This window comes from Kitasatospora sp. NPDC004669, assembly GCF_040609455.1.
Classification (GTDB): domain Bacteria; phylum Actinomycetota; class Actinomycetes; order Streptomycetales; family Streptomycetaceae; genus Kitasatospora.
On sequence record NZ_JBEXKB010000122.1, the window covers coordinates 1 to 15,269 of the forward strand.

The following is a 15,269-nucleotide window of genomic DNA, read 5'->3' on the forward strand; positions in this document are numbered from 1 at the left end:
GCAGACCGATACCGCTCCAGACCACTCAAATCACGCTGACCTGCGAAGACATCCGATCACGCCCGGTCGTGTGCCCGCCAACTGTCGAAACCGGGACACCGTGCCCGGCCCCTCCGGTCCGCCTGGCCCTCCGGGCCCCGCTGGCCCCCCTGGCCTGGAAGGCAGGAAGGGGAAGGACGGGGAGGACGGGCGACGCGGGCGACGCGGGCGACCCGGGGTTGACGGGAGGAAGGGCAAGGACGGCGAAGACGCTGCCGCCGGGCTATCGCCGACCGAGTCCCGCGACGGTTAAGGCCCGCTGGAACAGAGCCCCCGGCGACTCCGCCACAGCATTCAAGGCAGTGCTGAGGCGGTGGTGAAGCGTCACGCCGAAGGACGGTGAAGAGCTGACGCCGATCGGGTCAGTACAGCCCCAGCCGTAGGCGGCCTCGAACGCGACCGGAGTGCCGATCGGCAGGTCCCCGATCACCCCGAGCACCGTCTCCACCCCGTTGGGCACGTTGCGGTTGACCTGGACCTCGCCGTCCTGGTCGACCACGGCGATCTGGGAGCGCTTGCGATGCACGTCGATCCCGACGTAGACAGACACTGCCGGGCCTCCTTCCCGAGTTCGTGTGTGCCCGGACGATAGGCATCGCCGGGCTGAGCACGGAAGGGGGCCCGGCCCTCATAGGGTCAGGCCAGCAAGTGTCCTCCCCGTACCCGCCGGGGTCAGCCGCCGCGCAGCGCCGAGTCGCCGGGCGCGGCAGCCGGGCCCCACCCATCGTGCTCCGGCGTGCTCCGGCGTGCTCCGAGTGCCTCAACTCATCCTCTACACAAGGCGATCCACACCGCCCTAAGCTGACCCCGCATCGCCAGCCACAGCCTGAGGGGGAGCGTGTGTCGCAGGAACCGTGGGCGGAACTCGGGGAGACGATTAGCGCCATCCGCAGTGAGCTGCGGCAGGCGATGGCCGCGGGGGAGGACGAGGAGCTGAAGTTCCGTACCGGCCCAGTGGAGTTGGAGTTCTCCGTGGAGGTGAAGAAGGAGGGCTCGGCCCGTACGAAGATCCTCGTGCTGCCCTGGAGTGCGGAGGTGCGGGGCGGGGCCAGCACCGAGCGGGTGCACCGCATCAAGCTGACGTTGCAGCCGGTCCTGGACGGCACCGGCGAGGAGGTCACGATCGCGGACCGCTGGTCCCCGCAGACTGACTGAGCGGGCGCGGCGGCGTGGTACAGCGCCCGGCGGCAGACCGTACGCAGGACTTCCGCCGCATGGAGAGTTCCCGGGTCGTGGAGATCCGCAACGCCGCCCGGGAGGAGTCCGGCAGCGGGTTCCTGATCGCCGACGACCTGGTCCTCACCGCCTACCACGTCGCCCAGCCGGCCGCCGCCGGGCGTTCGGACCTGCGTGTCCGCAGGCTCCGCGACGGCGAGGACTCGGCGATGTTCGAGGCCGCGCTGCTGTGGCCGCGAGGGCCCGTCGACATCAAGGCGAACCCGTCCTCCGACGTCGCCCTGCTGCGGATCACCGACCCGGCCTGGGCGGCGCCCGGCTTTGCCCCGGCACTGCTTGGCCGGTTCCCCGACGCCAGGTCCCGCTGCAGCTTCCTCGGCTTCCCCCGTAAGAACGCCACCCGCCGGTACCGCGACAGCGGGATGGTGCGGGACGCCCCCGTGGAGCCTCTGGACAGCGTGCGTGGCGGGCGGTTCTGGATCGAGGTCCCGGACGACGGGACCGCTCGGCCGGACGTGTCGCCGTGGGCGGGCGCCTCGGGAGCCGCCGTGTGGTCCGGTGGCCTGCTGGTCGGGGTGCTGACGGCGGACAAACCGGTGCTGCTGCGCCAACAGCCGCGGCCGACGCGGAACTTGGTCGCCGTCAGGCTGGAACCGCTCCTGAAGCAGCGGCACTTCGCCGACGCCCTTGTCGCCCACGGCATCACCCCGCAGGCGCCGGAGGCCGACCAAAAACTGGACCCGGTCGACTTCTACGACGACCTCGCCGCCACCCGCCCGGACACCCCCGACACCGTAGCCACCTCGGCGCTCGCCCGTCTGCGGGGCACGGCCCTCCTTGCCGCGGTCGGCTTCGCCGTGGCCCTGGCCCTGGTGGTACGGCAACTCGCCTCTGGCGCCAGCGGTACGAGCCCGGCCAGCGTCGCCGCTGTGGCCGGGCTCGCCCTGTCGCTGGTCCTACTGCTCAAGTCGACCGCCGCCCCGTCGAAACGGACCGACCGCGACCTCACCCGCGCCGCCGCGAAGCTGCGCTCCGCCTTCGCGGGCGACGTCATGGCGCGCCGTCAGCGCCTGCTCGGCGGTGCCGGACGGCAGAGCGACGCCATCGACGTGTCCTTTCGGCTCGCGGCGACCTCCCGGCTCACCCCTGTGGGCGCCGCGTCGGGCGGGAGCTTCGACACGGTGGCCGACTACTTCCGGTCCCTCGCCCCGCCCCGGTTGGTGATCACCGGCCCGCCCGGCTCCGGTAAGACCCTGCTGGCCCTGGAACTGGCCCACCGCCTGCTCGCCGATGAGCCGGGACAACGGCTGGCCTTCATGGTCGGCATCGCGCGCTGGGACCCGTCCGTGCCCTTCGTCGACTGGATGTGCGAGGCCGTCGCCGAGGACTACGACGGGATCGACCCCGCCCTGGTCCGCGGCCTGCTGCTGCAGGGCCGGCTCGTCCCGGTGCTCGACGGCCTCGACGAGATGGACATCGCGGCCGCCGGGCGCGAGCGGGCCCGTAAGGCCCTCGGCGCCCTGGCGGACCACCCGGGCCCGCTCGTGCTCGCCTGCCGCGAGGACGCCTCCACCGAGCTCGAGGCCGACGGCGCCTGGCTGCCCGCCGCCGCGACGGTGGCCCTCGAGACGGTGGGTGCGGCGGCGGCCTGGGAGTACCTGGCGGCCCAGGAGGCGGATCTCGGCCTGCTCGAGGAGACCGGCGTACGGGCCGGCCTGGGCGATCCCGGCTCGGTCTTCGCGACCGTGCTGAACACGCCGTGGATGCTGAGCCTGACCGCCGCCGTCTCCCGGAGCCGGTCGGGCGCCGCGGCGCTACGGGCCTTCGCCGGCCGCGCCCCGACCGAGTCGGCGGGCCGAGCGGGAACGCAGCGGCTGCGGGCGCTCCTGCTCGACCAGCTGATCCCCGCCAAGGTCGAAACGCACACCCGCCGGGCTTATACGGAGAAGTCCGTGAACCGCTGGCTCTCCGCCATCGCCCACTTCCTCCTCACCGAAGGCGTCCCGACCCAGCCCGGCCAGGAACGCTCCCGCCGGGACATCCTGCCGCACCGCCTCTGGCCGATCTGTGGCGACCGGGCCCCGCGGATCACGGCCGCCACGCTGACGCTGGCCTGCTGGATCCCGCTGTACGCCTGCCTGGTCCTGGGCCTGCGGGCGAACGGCTACCTGCCGCAGCCGGGCGTCGAGATGCTGGCCCTGCTCACCCTGCTGCCCGCGATGTCGGCCCGCAGCGTCAGCGGGCGGTGGGTGCAGCCCCGGGACATGGAGCTGCGGCGGCTGCGCTCCGCCCTGGGAGTGGAACGCCTCGGGTACGGGCTGCTGTTCGGCGGCACCGCGGGGCTGGTGACCTCGCTCTACGTCGGTCCAGCCTTCGGCCTCGCGTTTGGCGGCGGCTTCGTGTTCGTCTTCGGACTGGGCCTGGCCATCTCCGTCCGACGGGACGTCGACCGGCCCACCCTGCGCTGGACGGGCCTCGCCTCGGCCTTCGCCACCGCCGCGCTGGCCGCGACCATCGGCCACCGCTTCGGCGTGATCGGCGGCTGGGGCGGCGGCGCGGTCGCGCTCATCCTCGCGGTCACCCGGGCGATCGCCGCCCGCCAGCGGGACGGGGCCGACCCCGGCGGCCTGCCGGACCCGGACCTCAGCGGCGTGCCGACCCCGGCCACCGCCGTACGCCGCGACTTCCGCGCCGGGCTGATCGCGGGCAGCATGGTCGCCGGCCTCGCCCTCTACACGACCCTCACCCAGCCCTGGTTCGCCGTACCACTGCCCCTCGCCCTCGCCACCACCGCCAGCTCCGGACTCGCCGCGGGCCCCGGCTTCGTGGCCGAGGTCAGCCGCGTGTACGCCGGCATGCTGCTGGTCGCGCGCGGACGGCTGCTGCCCTGGCACCTGATGGCCTTCCTCGACTGGGCCCAGTGCGAGGACCTGCTGCGCACCACGGCCCGCGCCTACCAGTTCCGCCACGACGAGCTGCTCGAACGACTCGGCACCCGCGCGCCGGACGACTTCGGCGCGCGCTGACCGCCACCGCTGTCGGACCCGGCTTCGGCCGGATCGACCAGTGGGCCACCGAGATCGAGCACATCACCCCGCACAAACCCAAGGTCCGCGCCGACGCCGTCCTCCAGGCCCCCAACCACCGCATCCCGGTGCTCCTGGTGGAAGTCGACCTCGACAACGAGTCCCACCCCCATCGTCGCCAAGAAGATCGACGACTACCGCGGCTTCTTCGAGCACGGCCCGCTCGGGTCGGTGTGGTGGTTCTGGTCGGCGCTGTCTGACCGAGGCGTTGGACGACCCGGACAACCGTGCCGCCTATGACCAGCGTCAGAAGGCTCGGGAGAAGGCCGTCTTCAAGGCCGCCCTGAAGCGTATCGACAAGGAAGCGGCGGAACTCGCCGCCACGACTGGGGACCAGGGGACCGGCGCCTGATGGACCGCCAGACGTACACCGCCGAGCTCGCCTCGCTGCGCGGGCTGCGGCCGGAGATCATCGCTGCGGAGAAGAAGGAGCTGGACAAGCTCACCGCCCAGCGGGTGCGCCGGGTGACGGGGCTCGCGGGGTACGAGGGCGAGAAGGGAGCTGACTGGTGAGCCCGGCCGACCCGAACAACCCGAACGAAGCCGCGAGGCTGACCCAGCAGCTGATCGACCAGGGCTACACCAAGCGCCAGGTCGCCAAGATGCTGAACCGGGACGCCAGCCTGGTGTCCCAGTTCTTCACCAAGGGCAAGGGCGCGAGCATGGTCGCCGCGCTGCGCCAGCTGGTCCGGGCGGTACGCGGCGGTGAGCGCGACGAGGAGGCGCTGTCCGGGATCGCGGAGGCGAACACCAGCCGCCGCCGCACCAAGACCGGGCAGAAGGCCCGGGTGCGGGGCAAGGACACCGTGGGCGAGGCGGGCGGGTCGATGGCCGGCCGCGCCGGGAAGCAGACCATCAAGTCCGGCGCGAGCCACCTCGCGCCCGTGGTGCACGAGACCGGCCAGGCCAGCGGCCGTTTGGCGTTCACGGTCCGGATGAAGGCCAACCAGTACACGTACTCGCCTGGCTCGGAGAAGGACTCCGGCGGCAACCGGCGCGGCTACATCGTCCGCGCCGACGGCACCGAGGAGCGCACCTACGGCTCCGCCAGCACCGGCGGCTTCGACGCCGCCGAGTGCTCCCAGCGCGTCGCCGACCACCACGGCGACGTCACCGAGGCCATGAAGGAGTGGCTGGTGGAGACCGGCCGCGCCGTCCCGGCCAGCGTCCTGCTCGACGGCGTCGGCGGCCCTCTCCAGCACCGCGCGGTGCCGCTCCTCCGCCTGCCGGGCCGCGAGCCCGCGCACCCACCCGGCCGCCACGCGGCCCGCCTCGTCCGCCTTGGCGAGCACCTCGTTCGCCGCGTGCTGCCGCTTCCGCTGCTGCTGCACCGTGCAGCGCTGCACCCGGCCCTGCTGCTGCACCTGCTACCCCCGCTGCACGCGCGGCCGCCGCCTGGGCCGACGACGACCTCGCCCGCTGGGGAGAGGACGGCCGCTACCTGCTGGGCATCGCCGACGCGATGCGCCGCAAGCTCACCACCTTCCTGGAGGAGACCGAGAACGGCGACCCGGTCGCCGCCTTCCAGGAACTGGCCGTGCGGCTGCCCGGCTACAGCTCCCTCGCCCACGCCGCCGCGCAGAACATCCGGGACAAGACCCGCTGGCCCGACCTCACCGAGTCCGAGCGCGTCAGCCCGCCCCCGCGCTCCCGGCCGACGTCGAACCGTCCCGGCCGGGACCGGCGGTGCTGCCCCGTCAGCAGGACGACGACCCGCTGCGCCCGCCACCGGAGCCCTACCTGCGCGGCGCCTGGGCCGCTACGACCTGATCCACAACGCCGCCCGGCTGCTCGGCTGGATCGAGCACGGCGCCGGCCGTGCGGACGGCTGGGCCGTGCTGATCGACGGCCGTTACCTCGTCGACTCCACGGCGCCCGGCCGGCCGCTCGCCTGCGACACCGCCGACGACGCCGCCCTGATCGTCCGCCAGGCCCTGGAGCAGGGCCTGATCGACGTCATCGGAGCCCGGGGCCGACCTGACCGCCTGCCTCTTGTGAGTCGTCCCGTAGGGCGTCTGGCCGGTCGTCTGGTGAGGCGTCTGGTGGCGCGCACGACGGTCGACAGGGCCCGCGCCGCGGCCGCCGGCCGGGACATTGAGCAGCTGCTTGCAGCCGAGGCAAACCGTCTCCCGGACACTTCGAGACCGTTGGCGAGACCGCAGGTCGGCCAGGGCCTCGCCCCCGGCTCAACACCCTCTTACGGCGCTGACCCGGGGCGTCGACGGCCCAGGACGCCGACACAGTACGCCGCACCCGCCGCGATGAGCAGCACAACGGTGGGTATCGCCAGGTTCAGCATCTGCCGGATTCCCGACGGGTCGCTCATCACATCGACCGAAACGCCGAGACTGTGGAGGACACCGAAGGAGTCGCGGGTGGCGAAGACATAGGCCAGAGCGCAGTATCCGGCCGCGAAGGCGAACAGCCCAGCGCCGCGCTCGACAACCGCCAGTGCGAGCAGCGCAGGGCCGATGGTCAGCAGTGGCGTGGCGCCGTTGAAAACGATCAGCAGCGTCGACTCCGCCCAGGCCGAGGGCGAGTGGAAGCCGCTCCAACCCGCCCAGGTCAGGCCCATGGTGGCGCCGGCCAGCAGCGCCGCGACGACCACACACGCGACGGCCCGCCGGCCTTCGCCCGATCGCCGGTACCACCAGCCGAGCGCGCAACTGCCGCACACCAGGGCGACCAGCCAGTACAACTGGACCTCTCTGGGATGTGCCAGGTGGTAGCTGTTCAGGATTCCCATCGGTGACGAAACCGGTGCAGCGCACATGGACATCCCGTCCACGACGGACGGCTGCGGGGGACAGGATTGGCCATGCGTCAGATAGAGCGGCAGGGACAATGCAAGCAGCACCCCGCACACCATCAGCGCAAACCAGTAACGCCGTGCCGCTGCCATCTCTGCCCGCCCATCCCAGACCCGAACCTGACAGGCGTTGGACGCACTCGCGCGAGATCCGGATCCGGGTCTTGCCACCAAGAAGGTGGACCCGGGGCGGGGACGAGGTCGAGCGGGCCGCGGGCCTCGCTGTGGGTGCGGGCGTCGGTGACGAGGGCGGCGTGGATCCGGCCGACGTCGAGCGGGTGCTCGCGTCCGTGCCGGACGGCCGGTTTCTCCGCGCCGGGCGCCTGGGCGCTCGGGCGCAGGGCCTTGGGGATAGTGGCCGTCGCGGCGGGGCCGGCTGCGGTGGGGAAGGCGCGTCATCCTCCTGCCACCGTGATCATCCAGCGGATGGCCCCTCAATCAGCGATAGGGCCGGGAAGTTGAGCCGGGGCCCGTTCTCGCGGACATTGCCATGCAACCCTTGCGGCGGCGCGGCGGTGAGTAGGGCAGAGCGATGGTCCGGTCGGGTCGTCGCGCGGACGCGAAGAGGAATTGGATGACCGCGAGCGTATTGCATATCCCGGTGGAGGACCGGCCCCGGCCTGTCACGGCACCGGCTTCCGTGGGCGGCCCCGGCCTGCGGGAGCTTGACTTCGAGGGGTTCGCCGCCACGCGCTGGCGGCGGCTGGTGCGCACCGCCTATCTGCTCACGGGCGACTACCACGAGGCCGAGGACGTGGTGCAGGCGACGTTCGCGAAGGTCTTCAGGAACTGGTCCCGGATCAGCCGCCTGGAGGAGCCGGACGCCTATGTCCACCGGGCCCTGGTGAACAACAACCTGAGTCGTCACCGGCGGCGCCGGGTCAGGCAGCTGCTCGTGCCCGTCCTGCCCGATCGGGCGCACACCGCGGGCGGCGGCCAGCGCGACGTCGAGGAGCGCTCGGTGCTGCTCCAGGCGTTGGCGCAGCTGCCGCAGCGCCAGCGGGCCGTGGTCGTCCTGCGCTACTGGGAGGACATGAGCGAGTGCCAGGTCGCCGAAGTGCTCGGCTGCTCGGTGGGCAACGTGAAGAGTCAGGCGAGCCGGGGCCTGGCGAAACTGCGCCGACACCCGGCGCTGGCCCCGTACGCGGCGGGCACCGGTTCGACGACCGACGGCACGAACGGAGGCAACAGGTGATGGACACCGAGGACATGGTGCGCGGCGCTCTGCGGGATGAGGCGGCCCGGGTCACGGTGGCGGACTGGTCCGCCGGGCCCGTACGGATCCATGTGCGGCGGCAGCGGCGGAGGCGCCGGGTGGCGATGGGTGCGTCGGCCGTGGTGGCCGCGCTCGCGGTGGTGGCCGGCACCGGTGCGGTGCTGTCCGCGCAGCGCGGGGCCCAGGCCGTCGGACCGGCCTCGCAGGCTCCGCTGGTACCGGTGGGGCCGGCTCCCGAGGCCGTGGTGGTGGAGCCCGGCCAGCAGCTGTCGCTGGGCCGCCCGGACTGGTGGATGCAGCTGAAGGACCAGGAGATCTGCATCCACGACGCTCCCGCCTACGGAAGCGGCCCGGGATGCAGCGGGTACTCCTGGACGGCGGGCGCGACCGAGATCACCATGCAGTACTACGGGACCCCTGGGCAGGACCACGAGGGTCTGTACAACCTCGTCTACCACGGGCCCGGGCAGGTGGCCCGGATGACCATCGAGCTGGACGGCCGGGCGTACTGGGCCACCGTCGCCTCGCTCCCCGGCAGCCCGGGCTACGCCAGCGGCTATGTCTGGGGGCCCAGCAGCCTCAAGCCCTCCGCCGACCCGAAGAACGATCCGGGGAAGGACGCGCTCAAGGGGATCAGGCTCGCCGCGTACGACGCCCAGGGGAAGCTGCTGGCGAGCAAGGCGCTGTCCTCCTGAACCGTCGCCCCGAAGCCGGTGCACTGATGGCGATCTTTGAAGGCTTCAGAGATTGCCATCACCCCGGCCTGCGCTCCCACCGCTACCCCGGTCTGCCCGGACACGAGCGCGCCGCTGCCTGGACTTCCTGCGTCGACCAGGGCGCTGGCGCCTGGCGCCTCCACTGGACCTGGGGCTCGGCCGACGGCGCCGCCGGGCACGGCCGGGGCGAGCCGGACGGCGCGGTGGTGACCGTGCGGCGCGTCGGCCCCCACCTGTGGACGGTCTGCGGTCACGGCCCGCCGGTGTGCCGAAGGCCTCGACGTAGCGGTTCGCCGATCCCCGGTCGAGCGTGATGCCGTAGGTGAGCAGTTCGGCGAGCAGCGCCTCGGTGATGGCGTTGCGGCTGCGCGGGTCGCCGGGCCGCACCCGAAGGCCGTGCAGCAGCTCCAGCGCGTCCTTCTTCGTCGCACGGGCCGCCAGCCGCTCGCCCAGACCCTCATCATCGGATGCCCGGGCGGGCGGGACGGTGGTGGCCGACGGGCGGTCATGGGCAGCGGCCAGGCGGCCGAGCTGGGCCTCGATAACGGCGAAGTCGACCCCGGCTGGGGCGGCCAGGCCCAGCTGAACCCGCCCTTCGGGTGGTGGCGGCGGGCGCTATGGTGTCGCAAAGGCCGTTCCGGCGGCCTTGCCGTACGGCGTTCAGGGCCGACTCCCCTGGCTGCGTCGGGCAGAAGAAGCCTGCTTCCCCGGCAGAGGACCTGTCCGCGTGCCTGCTCTTCCCGGCGCGCCGGAGTCGGCGGCGTGCCCGAACGGAAGATCACCATGGCCGACGACAAGCAGCAGCGGATGGCGAAGATCCGCTCCTTCTGCACCACCGAGAGCTACCAGCAGGCCCTCGCCGCCGTCCGGGGCGGCGGCACCTGGCGCCCGCTGACCCTCAGCGCCGAGCTCAACGAAGCCAGTGGATGGGAAATCCGGATGGGCGGCGACGGTCTGTTGCGCACCTGCCCCGAGTGCGATGCCGACACCTTCGTGGACACCCGGCACGAGGCGATGCCCAAGAGCCTCGGACCCGGCGACGCCTGGTTCTGCTTCACCTGCCTGTTCACCGCGGCCGACAGCGGGCTCGATGACTGCCAGTCGTGCGGCCGGCCTACCACCGACACCGAGCTGTCCGTGTGCGCCGACTGCGTCGGCGGATGGATGTCCTGACCCAGGGCGTGTGCTGGGCCCGGCCCCGATCAGGAGGCCGGGCCCACCAGGCGGGGCGGTCAGGCCGCTGGCGCGGGGAACAGCAGCGCGGCGGTGTCGAAGGCCGCGCGCACCATGTTCACGGCCATGACCGGAGTCAGGGCGGTACCGGTCAGGTCGCCGTGGGCGAGCTTGTTGCGCAGCTGGCGGCCGGCGTCGAGCCGGTCGGCGAGGTCGGCCGAGATGACGCCGCCGGCGGCGGCCAGCGCGATCAGCTGCTGGAAGTTCTTCTTCACGCCCAGGTGCTCGGCGAGGGCCCGCTCCAGGGCGAACAGCGAGTGCGTGACCGCGACGGTGGTGAACTCGTAGCGGTAGTAGGAGTGCCGGATCAGCTCGCGCGATGTCTCCAGCGCGCTCACCACGTAGGCGGGTGCGTGCTCGGGCAGGATCAGGCCCGCGACCAGGCCGTGCATGTCCGAATAGTGGGCCACGAAGTGGCGGGCGCGAGGATCGGCCACCGGCCAGGGCAACGGTCCGGGAAGCGGCGGGAGCACATCCATCCGCGCAGTCTCGTCCCCCACCCGGACATGGCGCCACCGGTTTGGCGCCCCCGAGCCCCAGTGGAGCGCCTAAGGCGGGCCCGCCCCGAGGCCACGGCGGGTCCGAAGACCAACTTGTTGGCCGGGGTCGACCAGGCGGTCGCGCAGGGCGCGAAGTTCGTCTCCAACAGCTGGGGCGCGTTCGAGGGCCCGGGCGAAACGAACTTCGACTTCCACTTCCGCAACCACCCGGGCGTCGTCTTCGCCTTCGCCTCGGGCGACGCCGGAGGAATTCCGCTCTACCCGTCCTCCTCCCCCTACGTGACCTCGGTGGGCGGTACCACGCCGACTCCCGCGCACAACCGGCGCGGCTGGGCCGAAACCGCCTGGGCCGGCAGCGGATGCGGCTGCTCCGCCTTCGAACCCAAGCCCGCCTTCCAGCACGACGCCTTCTGCCCCGGCAGCCGCACCACCGCCGACGTCTCCGCGGTCGCGGACTCCAACCCCGGCCTGGCGGTGTACGACACGACCCCCGTCGGCTCCACTACCGGCTGGACGGTCGAGGGCGGCACCAGCCTGTCCTCCCCGCTGATCGCCGGGATGTACGCCCTGGCCGGCAACCCCGCCCCCGGCACCTTCCCCAATTCCTACCCCTACGCCCACCCGCAGGACTTCAACGACATCACCATCGGCTGCGCCGGCGCCTTCTGCGCGGCTCCGGGATACGACGCCCCCACCGACATCGGCACCCCCGAGGGCATCCGCGGACTGCGAGCCCCCGGGCACGGATGGCACAGCATCGCCGAATCGAGAAACTGAGCCGGGAGCCGGGAAAGACGTCGGCGGTGACGGAGCCGCGCACGCCATCCCCGCTCACCGGCCGCTATGGGGCGGGCAGCAGGCGCCGGGTCTGACGCCTACTGCCCGCCCCCGGCTGCCCAGCACGCCCCGGAATGCCGCCGCCTCGGCCAGGCGCGGACCGCCGGCAATGCCAGTCAGCGATCGGGGTCTTGCTGGGCGGGCTGGTCCGCGGCGTGGTGCAGGCGGATGTGCCAGTAGGGATCGTCGAGCTTGCCGGCGGCGGCGCGGCGGCGGTCGCGGTTGGTGGGCAGGGGCAGGATGATCGGTGGGCGGCCGGTGTTCCTGCGCTTGAACGCGCAGTGCGGGCATTCCAGGCGGTACGGGTCGGCCTCCTGGCGCAGCTCCAGCTCCGAGCCCTCCTGGCCACCGATCGAGCCCCGGCACGTCCAGCACGGACGTAGCGAGGCGTTCGCCGCCCGGGCGGCCTCCAACTGCTCTTCGGCCTCCCGCTCGAGCCGTTCCTTGCGGTCCTGGTGGCAGGTCCAGCAGCGGCCGCCGGGGCAGCGGGTCCACTTGCGGCTGCCGTACACCCAGGAGCTCTCCTGTTCGGGTACGTCGCCGCAGTCGACGCAGGCCAGGGAGTCCATCAGCTCCTGGTGGGCCTTGTGCCACTCGTCCTCCCTGGCGGCCTGGCGCCGGTCGTAGGCGGCCCGGTTGTCCGGGTTCTCCAGCGCCTCGGTGGGGCAGTGCCGGCCAGGGCGGCCGTAGCGCCACCACACCGGGCCGAGCGGGCCGTGTTCGGCGAGGAGTTCCAGGGTGGTCGCGACGATGGGCACGGCGTCGTCGTAGGCGCGCCAGCCGTCGTCGTTGTGGTGGAACGGGGACGGTCCACCAGGACCTCAGCCGGCGTCGCAGCACTCTGCTCCTGGCAGCCGGTGCGGGCCTGGTAAAAGATGGTATTGAGGATCTCCCGCACGTCGGTACCGGCCCTGGTGCCCGCTGACCGATGGGTGCCGTCCCTTCCAAGCCGTGATGACCGGCCGGATCAGCTCTCCCGCCTCAACGGAAGGACGAGACAATGAAACGGCAGCGTCGCCTCCTAGCAATCGCCCCCCTGATGATCTCCTCACTCGCCCTCGGCCCGGCCGTCGCCGCACACGGGCTGGCAGTGAGCGCACCCGCCGCCCCCGCGGCCGCAGCGTGCTCTGTGGCCAACGACCCGAACCGGCTTGGCATGCACCAGGTCAGCGGCACGGGCTTCACCGGGGGTTCGCTGGTCGCGGCCTTCTCGGATGCCGGGATACAGGCTGGATCGGCCAATGTGGCGAAGGACGGCACCTTCACCATCCCTGTCGGGACCGACAGTCACTGGACCGTCCAAAGCCCTGAGGGCAAGGTGGACTGTGGCACGGCCCCGGCAACCGGCACGACCGGCGGACAGAAGAACGCCAACGACCAGTACAAGCGGGGCTTCAGGGACGGCTTCAAGGCGATCAAACAGGACTGCAAGAGCAAGCCTCCGCAGGGTCTCACCGCTGTCGACCCGAACTACCAGAAGGGCTTCGACGCGGGAGCCGCGCTCGCAGCCAAGACCTTCTGCAAGTAGAGCCGCCACACACGGACCAAGCCCCGGGAAAGCCGCCCCCCGGTGGCCACGGTGCGGGGCCTGGGAGCTGTAGGCCGCGGCGGAATGGTCCGGGCCGGGCGGCATCAAGGTGTCTACCTTGACCATCAAGGTGTCCGGCCGCTCCATCAAGGTATTTCGGGCCACCATCAAGGGATCCGGGCGGTCATCAAGGAATCCGTCAAGGTGGCGACCGCCAACGTTGGTAGGGGCCGTTACGTGATCGTTGCGGCCGAGGGAGCTGTTCACCAAGGGGTCCGCCAAGGTTCGTGGGATTCCCTTCGGCGACCGCGCGGAGCACCCGGCTCCGCGCCCAGCCGATGGGGAACCCCTCGATGACGAAGAACGATGGCGCCAGGACGAAGAGCAGGGCGAGGACGGGCGCGGAGCCGGACAGCGAGACGCGGGAGGTGGAGATCACCTGGGCGGTGCTCGCCTCCCTGTTCCAGCTCCGGATCTCCACCGCCCGGCAGCTGCGGCAGTTGCACGCCCCGGACAGCGGGATCGAGAAGATGCGCGGTCGGCTGCGGCGGCTGCGCGTTGAGGGCTTGGCCGAGGAGTTGGTGCTGCCGCAGTCCGGGCGGACCAAGGGCTGGTTCCCGACCGAGCACGGCGTCCGTATCGCCGGCGCCTTCCCGGAACTGGCGGACATCCCCGCCCCGCGGCTGCCAGGCGACGAGACCGCGTTCAAGTACACGCTGTGGCACCAGCTCGCCGTGGTCCGCGCGCACCTGGCGTTCCTCGCCGACGCCCGCAAGCGGGGTGACGTCTACGGGGCGTTCGACTTCATCCCGGAGATCACCCACCGCTTCGCCGAAGGCAAGGAGGGCAGCGTGCGCCCGGACGGGCTGCTCCACTACGCGCGCGAGGCCGGCGACGGGGCCCGGGTCAGCGGCCTGGCGTTCGTCGAGCTCGACCGCGGCACGATGGGCGGCACGCGCCTGGCCGCCAAGCTGAACGCCTACGCCCGCTACTGGGCCACCGCTCCCCTGCCGGCCGGGGTACGGCCGGGCACCACCGAGGGCGGAGATCTTGCCGTCGCAGGTGGAGTAGGCGACGCCTTCGTCCTCCCGGTGCTGGCCGTGCCAGTGGTCCTCGGTGGCCGGCCACCCCACACGCCGGCCGCTGAAAGCAACCGACGTCCGCGCTGAAAGCCAGCCGTCGCCTACCAGCGTGCTGACCGGGTCTACCGGGGAGCCGGGTTGCGGGGCTCTGGCAGGATCTGCCGGGCGGTGCGCGCTGCATCCCATTGCCCGTAGCGCGCACCGCTTGGTCGGCCTGTGTCGGTGTCGGTCGCTTTGGTCGCTGCCGTCCCGCCCCGGCCTGATCGGCACGGGGGCTGTTCCAGCAGGTGCTCTCCCCATGGGTATGGAGATGGCGCAGCGTCGGCCGTGACTAGCCCGGGCCTCCGCCGCCGCCTCCAACTCCGCCGCCGATGTGGATGCTGTTGCCGCACAGGTTGATCGGCGCGTTCACGGGGATCTGCACCATGTTCCCCGACAGGACGCCCGGCGAGCCGACCGCGGCTCCGACCGACTCGGCGCTGCCGACGTTGACGCACCCATCATCGCGCGGGCCAGTCAACGCGCCGGCTTGGGCAGGTCCGGCACACACCGTCGCCAGCACGCCCCCCAGGCCCGCAGCCAGGAGCACGATTCTCTTCATGTCCAGGACTTTCGCAGTCGGCGCCTGGCGAGCTAATCCACGACACCTAAAGATCACCCGACAAGAGCAACGGCGGGTGGAGGGCGGCCATCAGGGCGCAGTCGATGATGACGCCGAGAGAGGGCACGCAGTCGACGACTCAGACGTCATAGCCGTCCTCCAGGTGCTCCAGCAGGCGAGCCAAGCGCCGCTCCCGGCTGTTCTCATGTAGAAGCCGCGTTCCAGCAGGCGACTGCACAGCACAAGGCCAGCAGCCCGGGGCGCAGCCGGGCGGGATGCGGCGGTGGCCCCGGTGAGCAGGCCGGGCGCAGCGCTGTCCAGGACGACGGCTGTCGGTGTACACCTCTATCTGGCTCTGGCAAGATTTTCGTAGCCGGAGATCATCCCGGGATGGCGGTGGGTCGCTCCGCGTATCGGCGGCGTAGGTGGGCGATCAGTACGACTCG

The 15,269-nt window shown here is 72.1% G+C and carries 16 protein-coding genes and 1 pseudogene; 12 read left to right on the forward strand and 5 right to left on the reverse strand.

Annotated features, from left to right (window positions below; translation table 11 throughout):
• Positions 1 to 262: 262 nt before the first annotated feature.
• A complete protein-coding gene (locus ABZW30_RS44220; RefSeq protein WP_355676990.1) occupies positions 263 to 589 on the reverse strand; it encodes a hypothetical protein in 327 nt (108 codons plus the stop codon).
• A 290-nt stretch (positions 590 to 879) separates the two neighbouring features.
• Between ABZW30_RS44220 and ABZW30_RS44225 the strand changes: the two genes are divergently transcribed.
• From ABZW30_RS44225 to ABZW30_RS44265, 9 genes are all read left to right on the forward strand, one after another.
• On the forward strand, positions 880 to 1,194 hold the full coding sequence (locus tag ABZW30_RS44225; protein ID WP_355676991.1) for a trypco2 family protein: 315 nt from the start codon (positions 880 to 882) through the stop codon (positions 1,192 to 1,194).
• A 59-nt stretch (positions 1,195 to 1,253) separates the two neighbouring features.
• On the forward strand, positions 1,254 to 4,241 hold the full coding sequence (locus ABZW30_RS44230) for a trypsin-like peptidase domain-containing protein (RefSeq protein WP_355676992.1): 2,988 nt from the start codon (positions 1,254 to 1,256) through the stop codon (positions 4,239 to 4,241).
• A gap of 268 nt (positions 4,242 to 4,509) precedes the next feature.
• Entirely contained in the window at positions 4,510 to 4,653 is a 144-nt protein-coding gene (locus ABZW30_RS44235; protein WP_355676993.1) for a hypothetical protein, read from the forward strand.
• Positions 4,653 to 4,814 (forward strand): hypothetical protein, encoded by a 162-nt coding sequence (locus ABZW30_RS44240; protein ID WP_355676994.1) that lies wholly within the window; start codon positions 4,653 to 4,655, stop codon positions 4,812 to 4,814. Before ABZW30_RS44235 ends, ABZW30_RS44240 begins: the two co-directional genes overlap by 1 nt.
• Positions 4,811 to 6,691 carry a hypothetical protein gene (locus ABZW30_RS44245; RefSeq protein ID WP_355676995.1) on the forward strand — a complete coding sequence of 627 codons (1,881 nt, stop codon included), beginning with the start codon at positions 4,811 to 4,813 and terminating at the stop codon, positions 6,689 to 6,691. Before ABZW30_RS44240 ends, ABZW30_RS44245 begins: the two co-directional genes overlap by 4 nt.
• A 1,074-nt stretch (positions 6,692 to 7,765) precedes the next feature.
• The gene (locus ABZW30_RS44250) at positions 7,766 to 8,305 is read left to right on the forward strand and encodes a SigE family RNA polymerase sigma factor (RefSeq protein ID WP_355677005.1); all 540 of its coding nucleotides are present in this window, start codon (positions 7,766 to 7,768) and stop codon (positions 8,303 to 8,305) included.
• A complete protein-coding gene (locus ABZW30_RS44255; RefSeq protein ID WP_355676996.1) occupies positions 8,305 to 9,021 on the forward strand; it encodes a hypothetical protein in 717 nt (238 codons plus the stop codon). The genes ABZW30_RS44250 and ABZW30_RS44255 overlap by 1 nt, the downstream gene beginning before the upstream one ends.
• A gap of 26 nt (positions 9,022 to 9,047) precedes the next feature.
• Positions 9,048 to 9,356: a hypothetical protein gene (locus ABZW30_RS44260; RefSeq protein ID WP_355676997.1), complete on the forward strand. Its 309-nt coding sequence runs from the start codon at positions 9,048 to 9,050 to the stop codon at positions 9,354 to 9,356.
• A gap of 448 nt (positions 9,357 to 9,804) precedes the next feature.
• On the forward strand, positions 9,805 to 10,215 hold the full coding sequence (locus ABZW30_RS44265) for a hypothetical protein (protein ID WP_355676998.1): 411 nt from the start codon (positions 9,805 to 9,807) through the stop codon (positions 10,213 to 10,215).
• 59 nt (positions 10,216 to 10,274) lie between these two features.
• Here the strand turns inward: ABZW30_RS44265 and ABZW30_RS44270 are convergent, their stop codons facing one another.
• Complete coding sequence (locus ABZW30_RS44270; RefSeq protein ID WP_355676999.1) at positions 10,275 to 10,754, reverse strand: DUF4145 domain-containing protein; 480 nt, start codon at positions 10,752 to 10,754, stop codon at positions 10,275 to 10,277.
• A gap of 27 nt (positions 10,755 to 10,781) precedes the next feature.
• On the opposite strand from ABZW30_RS44270, the gene ABZW30_RS44275 reads away from it, so the two are divergent.
• Positions 10,782 to 11,552, forward strand: coding sequence for a S8 family serine peptidase (locus ABZW30_RS44275; RefSeq protein WP_355677000.1), 771 nt, complete (start codon positions 10,782 to 10,784; stop codon positions 11,550 to 11,552).
• Between the two features lie 176 nt (positions 11,553 to 11,728).
• On the opposite strand, the gene ABZW30_RS44280 is transcribed toward ABZW30_RS44275, so the two are convergent.
• Entirely contained in the window at positions 11,729 to 12,370 is a 642-nt protein-coding gene (locus tag ABZW30_RS44280) for a hypothetical protein (protein ID WP_355677001.1), read from the reverse strand.
• A gap of 89 nt (positions 12,371 to 12,459) precedes the next feature.
• Positions 12,460 to 12,613, reverse strand: a pseudogene (locus ABZW30_RS44285) (transposase); the annotation flags it as partial.
• 128 nt (positions 12,614 to 12,741) lie between these two features.
• Between ABZW30_RS44285 and ABZW30_RS44290 the strand changes: the two are divergent.
• Positions 12,742 to 13,140, forward strand: coding sequence for a hypothetical protein (locus tag ABZW30_RS44290; protein WP_355677002.1), 399 nt, complete (start codon positions 12,742 to 12,744; stop codon positions 13,138 to 13,140).
• 353 nt (positions 13,141 to 13,493) lie between these two features.
• Positions 13,494 to 14,309 (forward strand): replication-relaxation family protein, encoded by an 816-nt coding sequence (locus ABZW30_RS44295; RefSeq protein ID WP_355677003.1) that lies wholly within the window; start codon positions 13,494 to 13,496, stop codon positions 14,307 to 14,309.
• Between the two features lie 244 nt (positions 14,310 to 14,553).
• On the opposite strand, the gene ABZW30_RS44300 is transcribed toward ABZW30_RS44295, so the two are convergent.
• Positions 14,554 to 14,823 carry a chaplin gene (locus tag ABZW30_RS44300; RefSeq protein ID WP_355677004.1) on the reverse strand — a complete coding sequence of 90 codons (270 nt, stop codon included), beginning with the start codon at positions 14,821 to 14,823 and terminating at the stop codon, positions 14,554 to 14,556.
• Positions 14,824 to 15,269 lie beyond the last annotated feature (446 nt).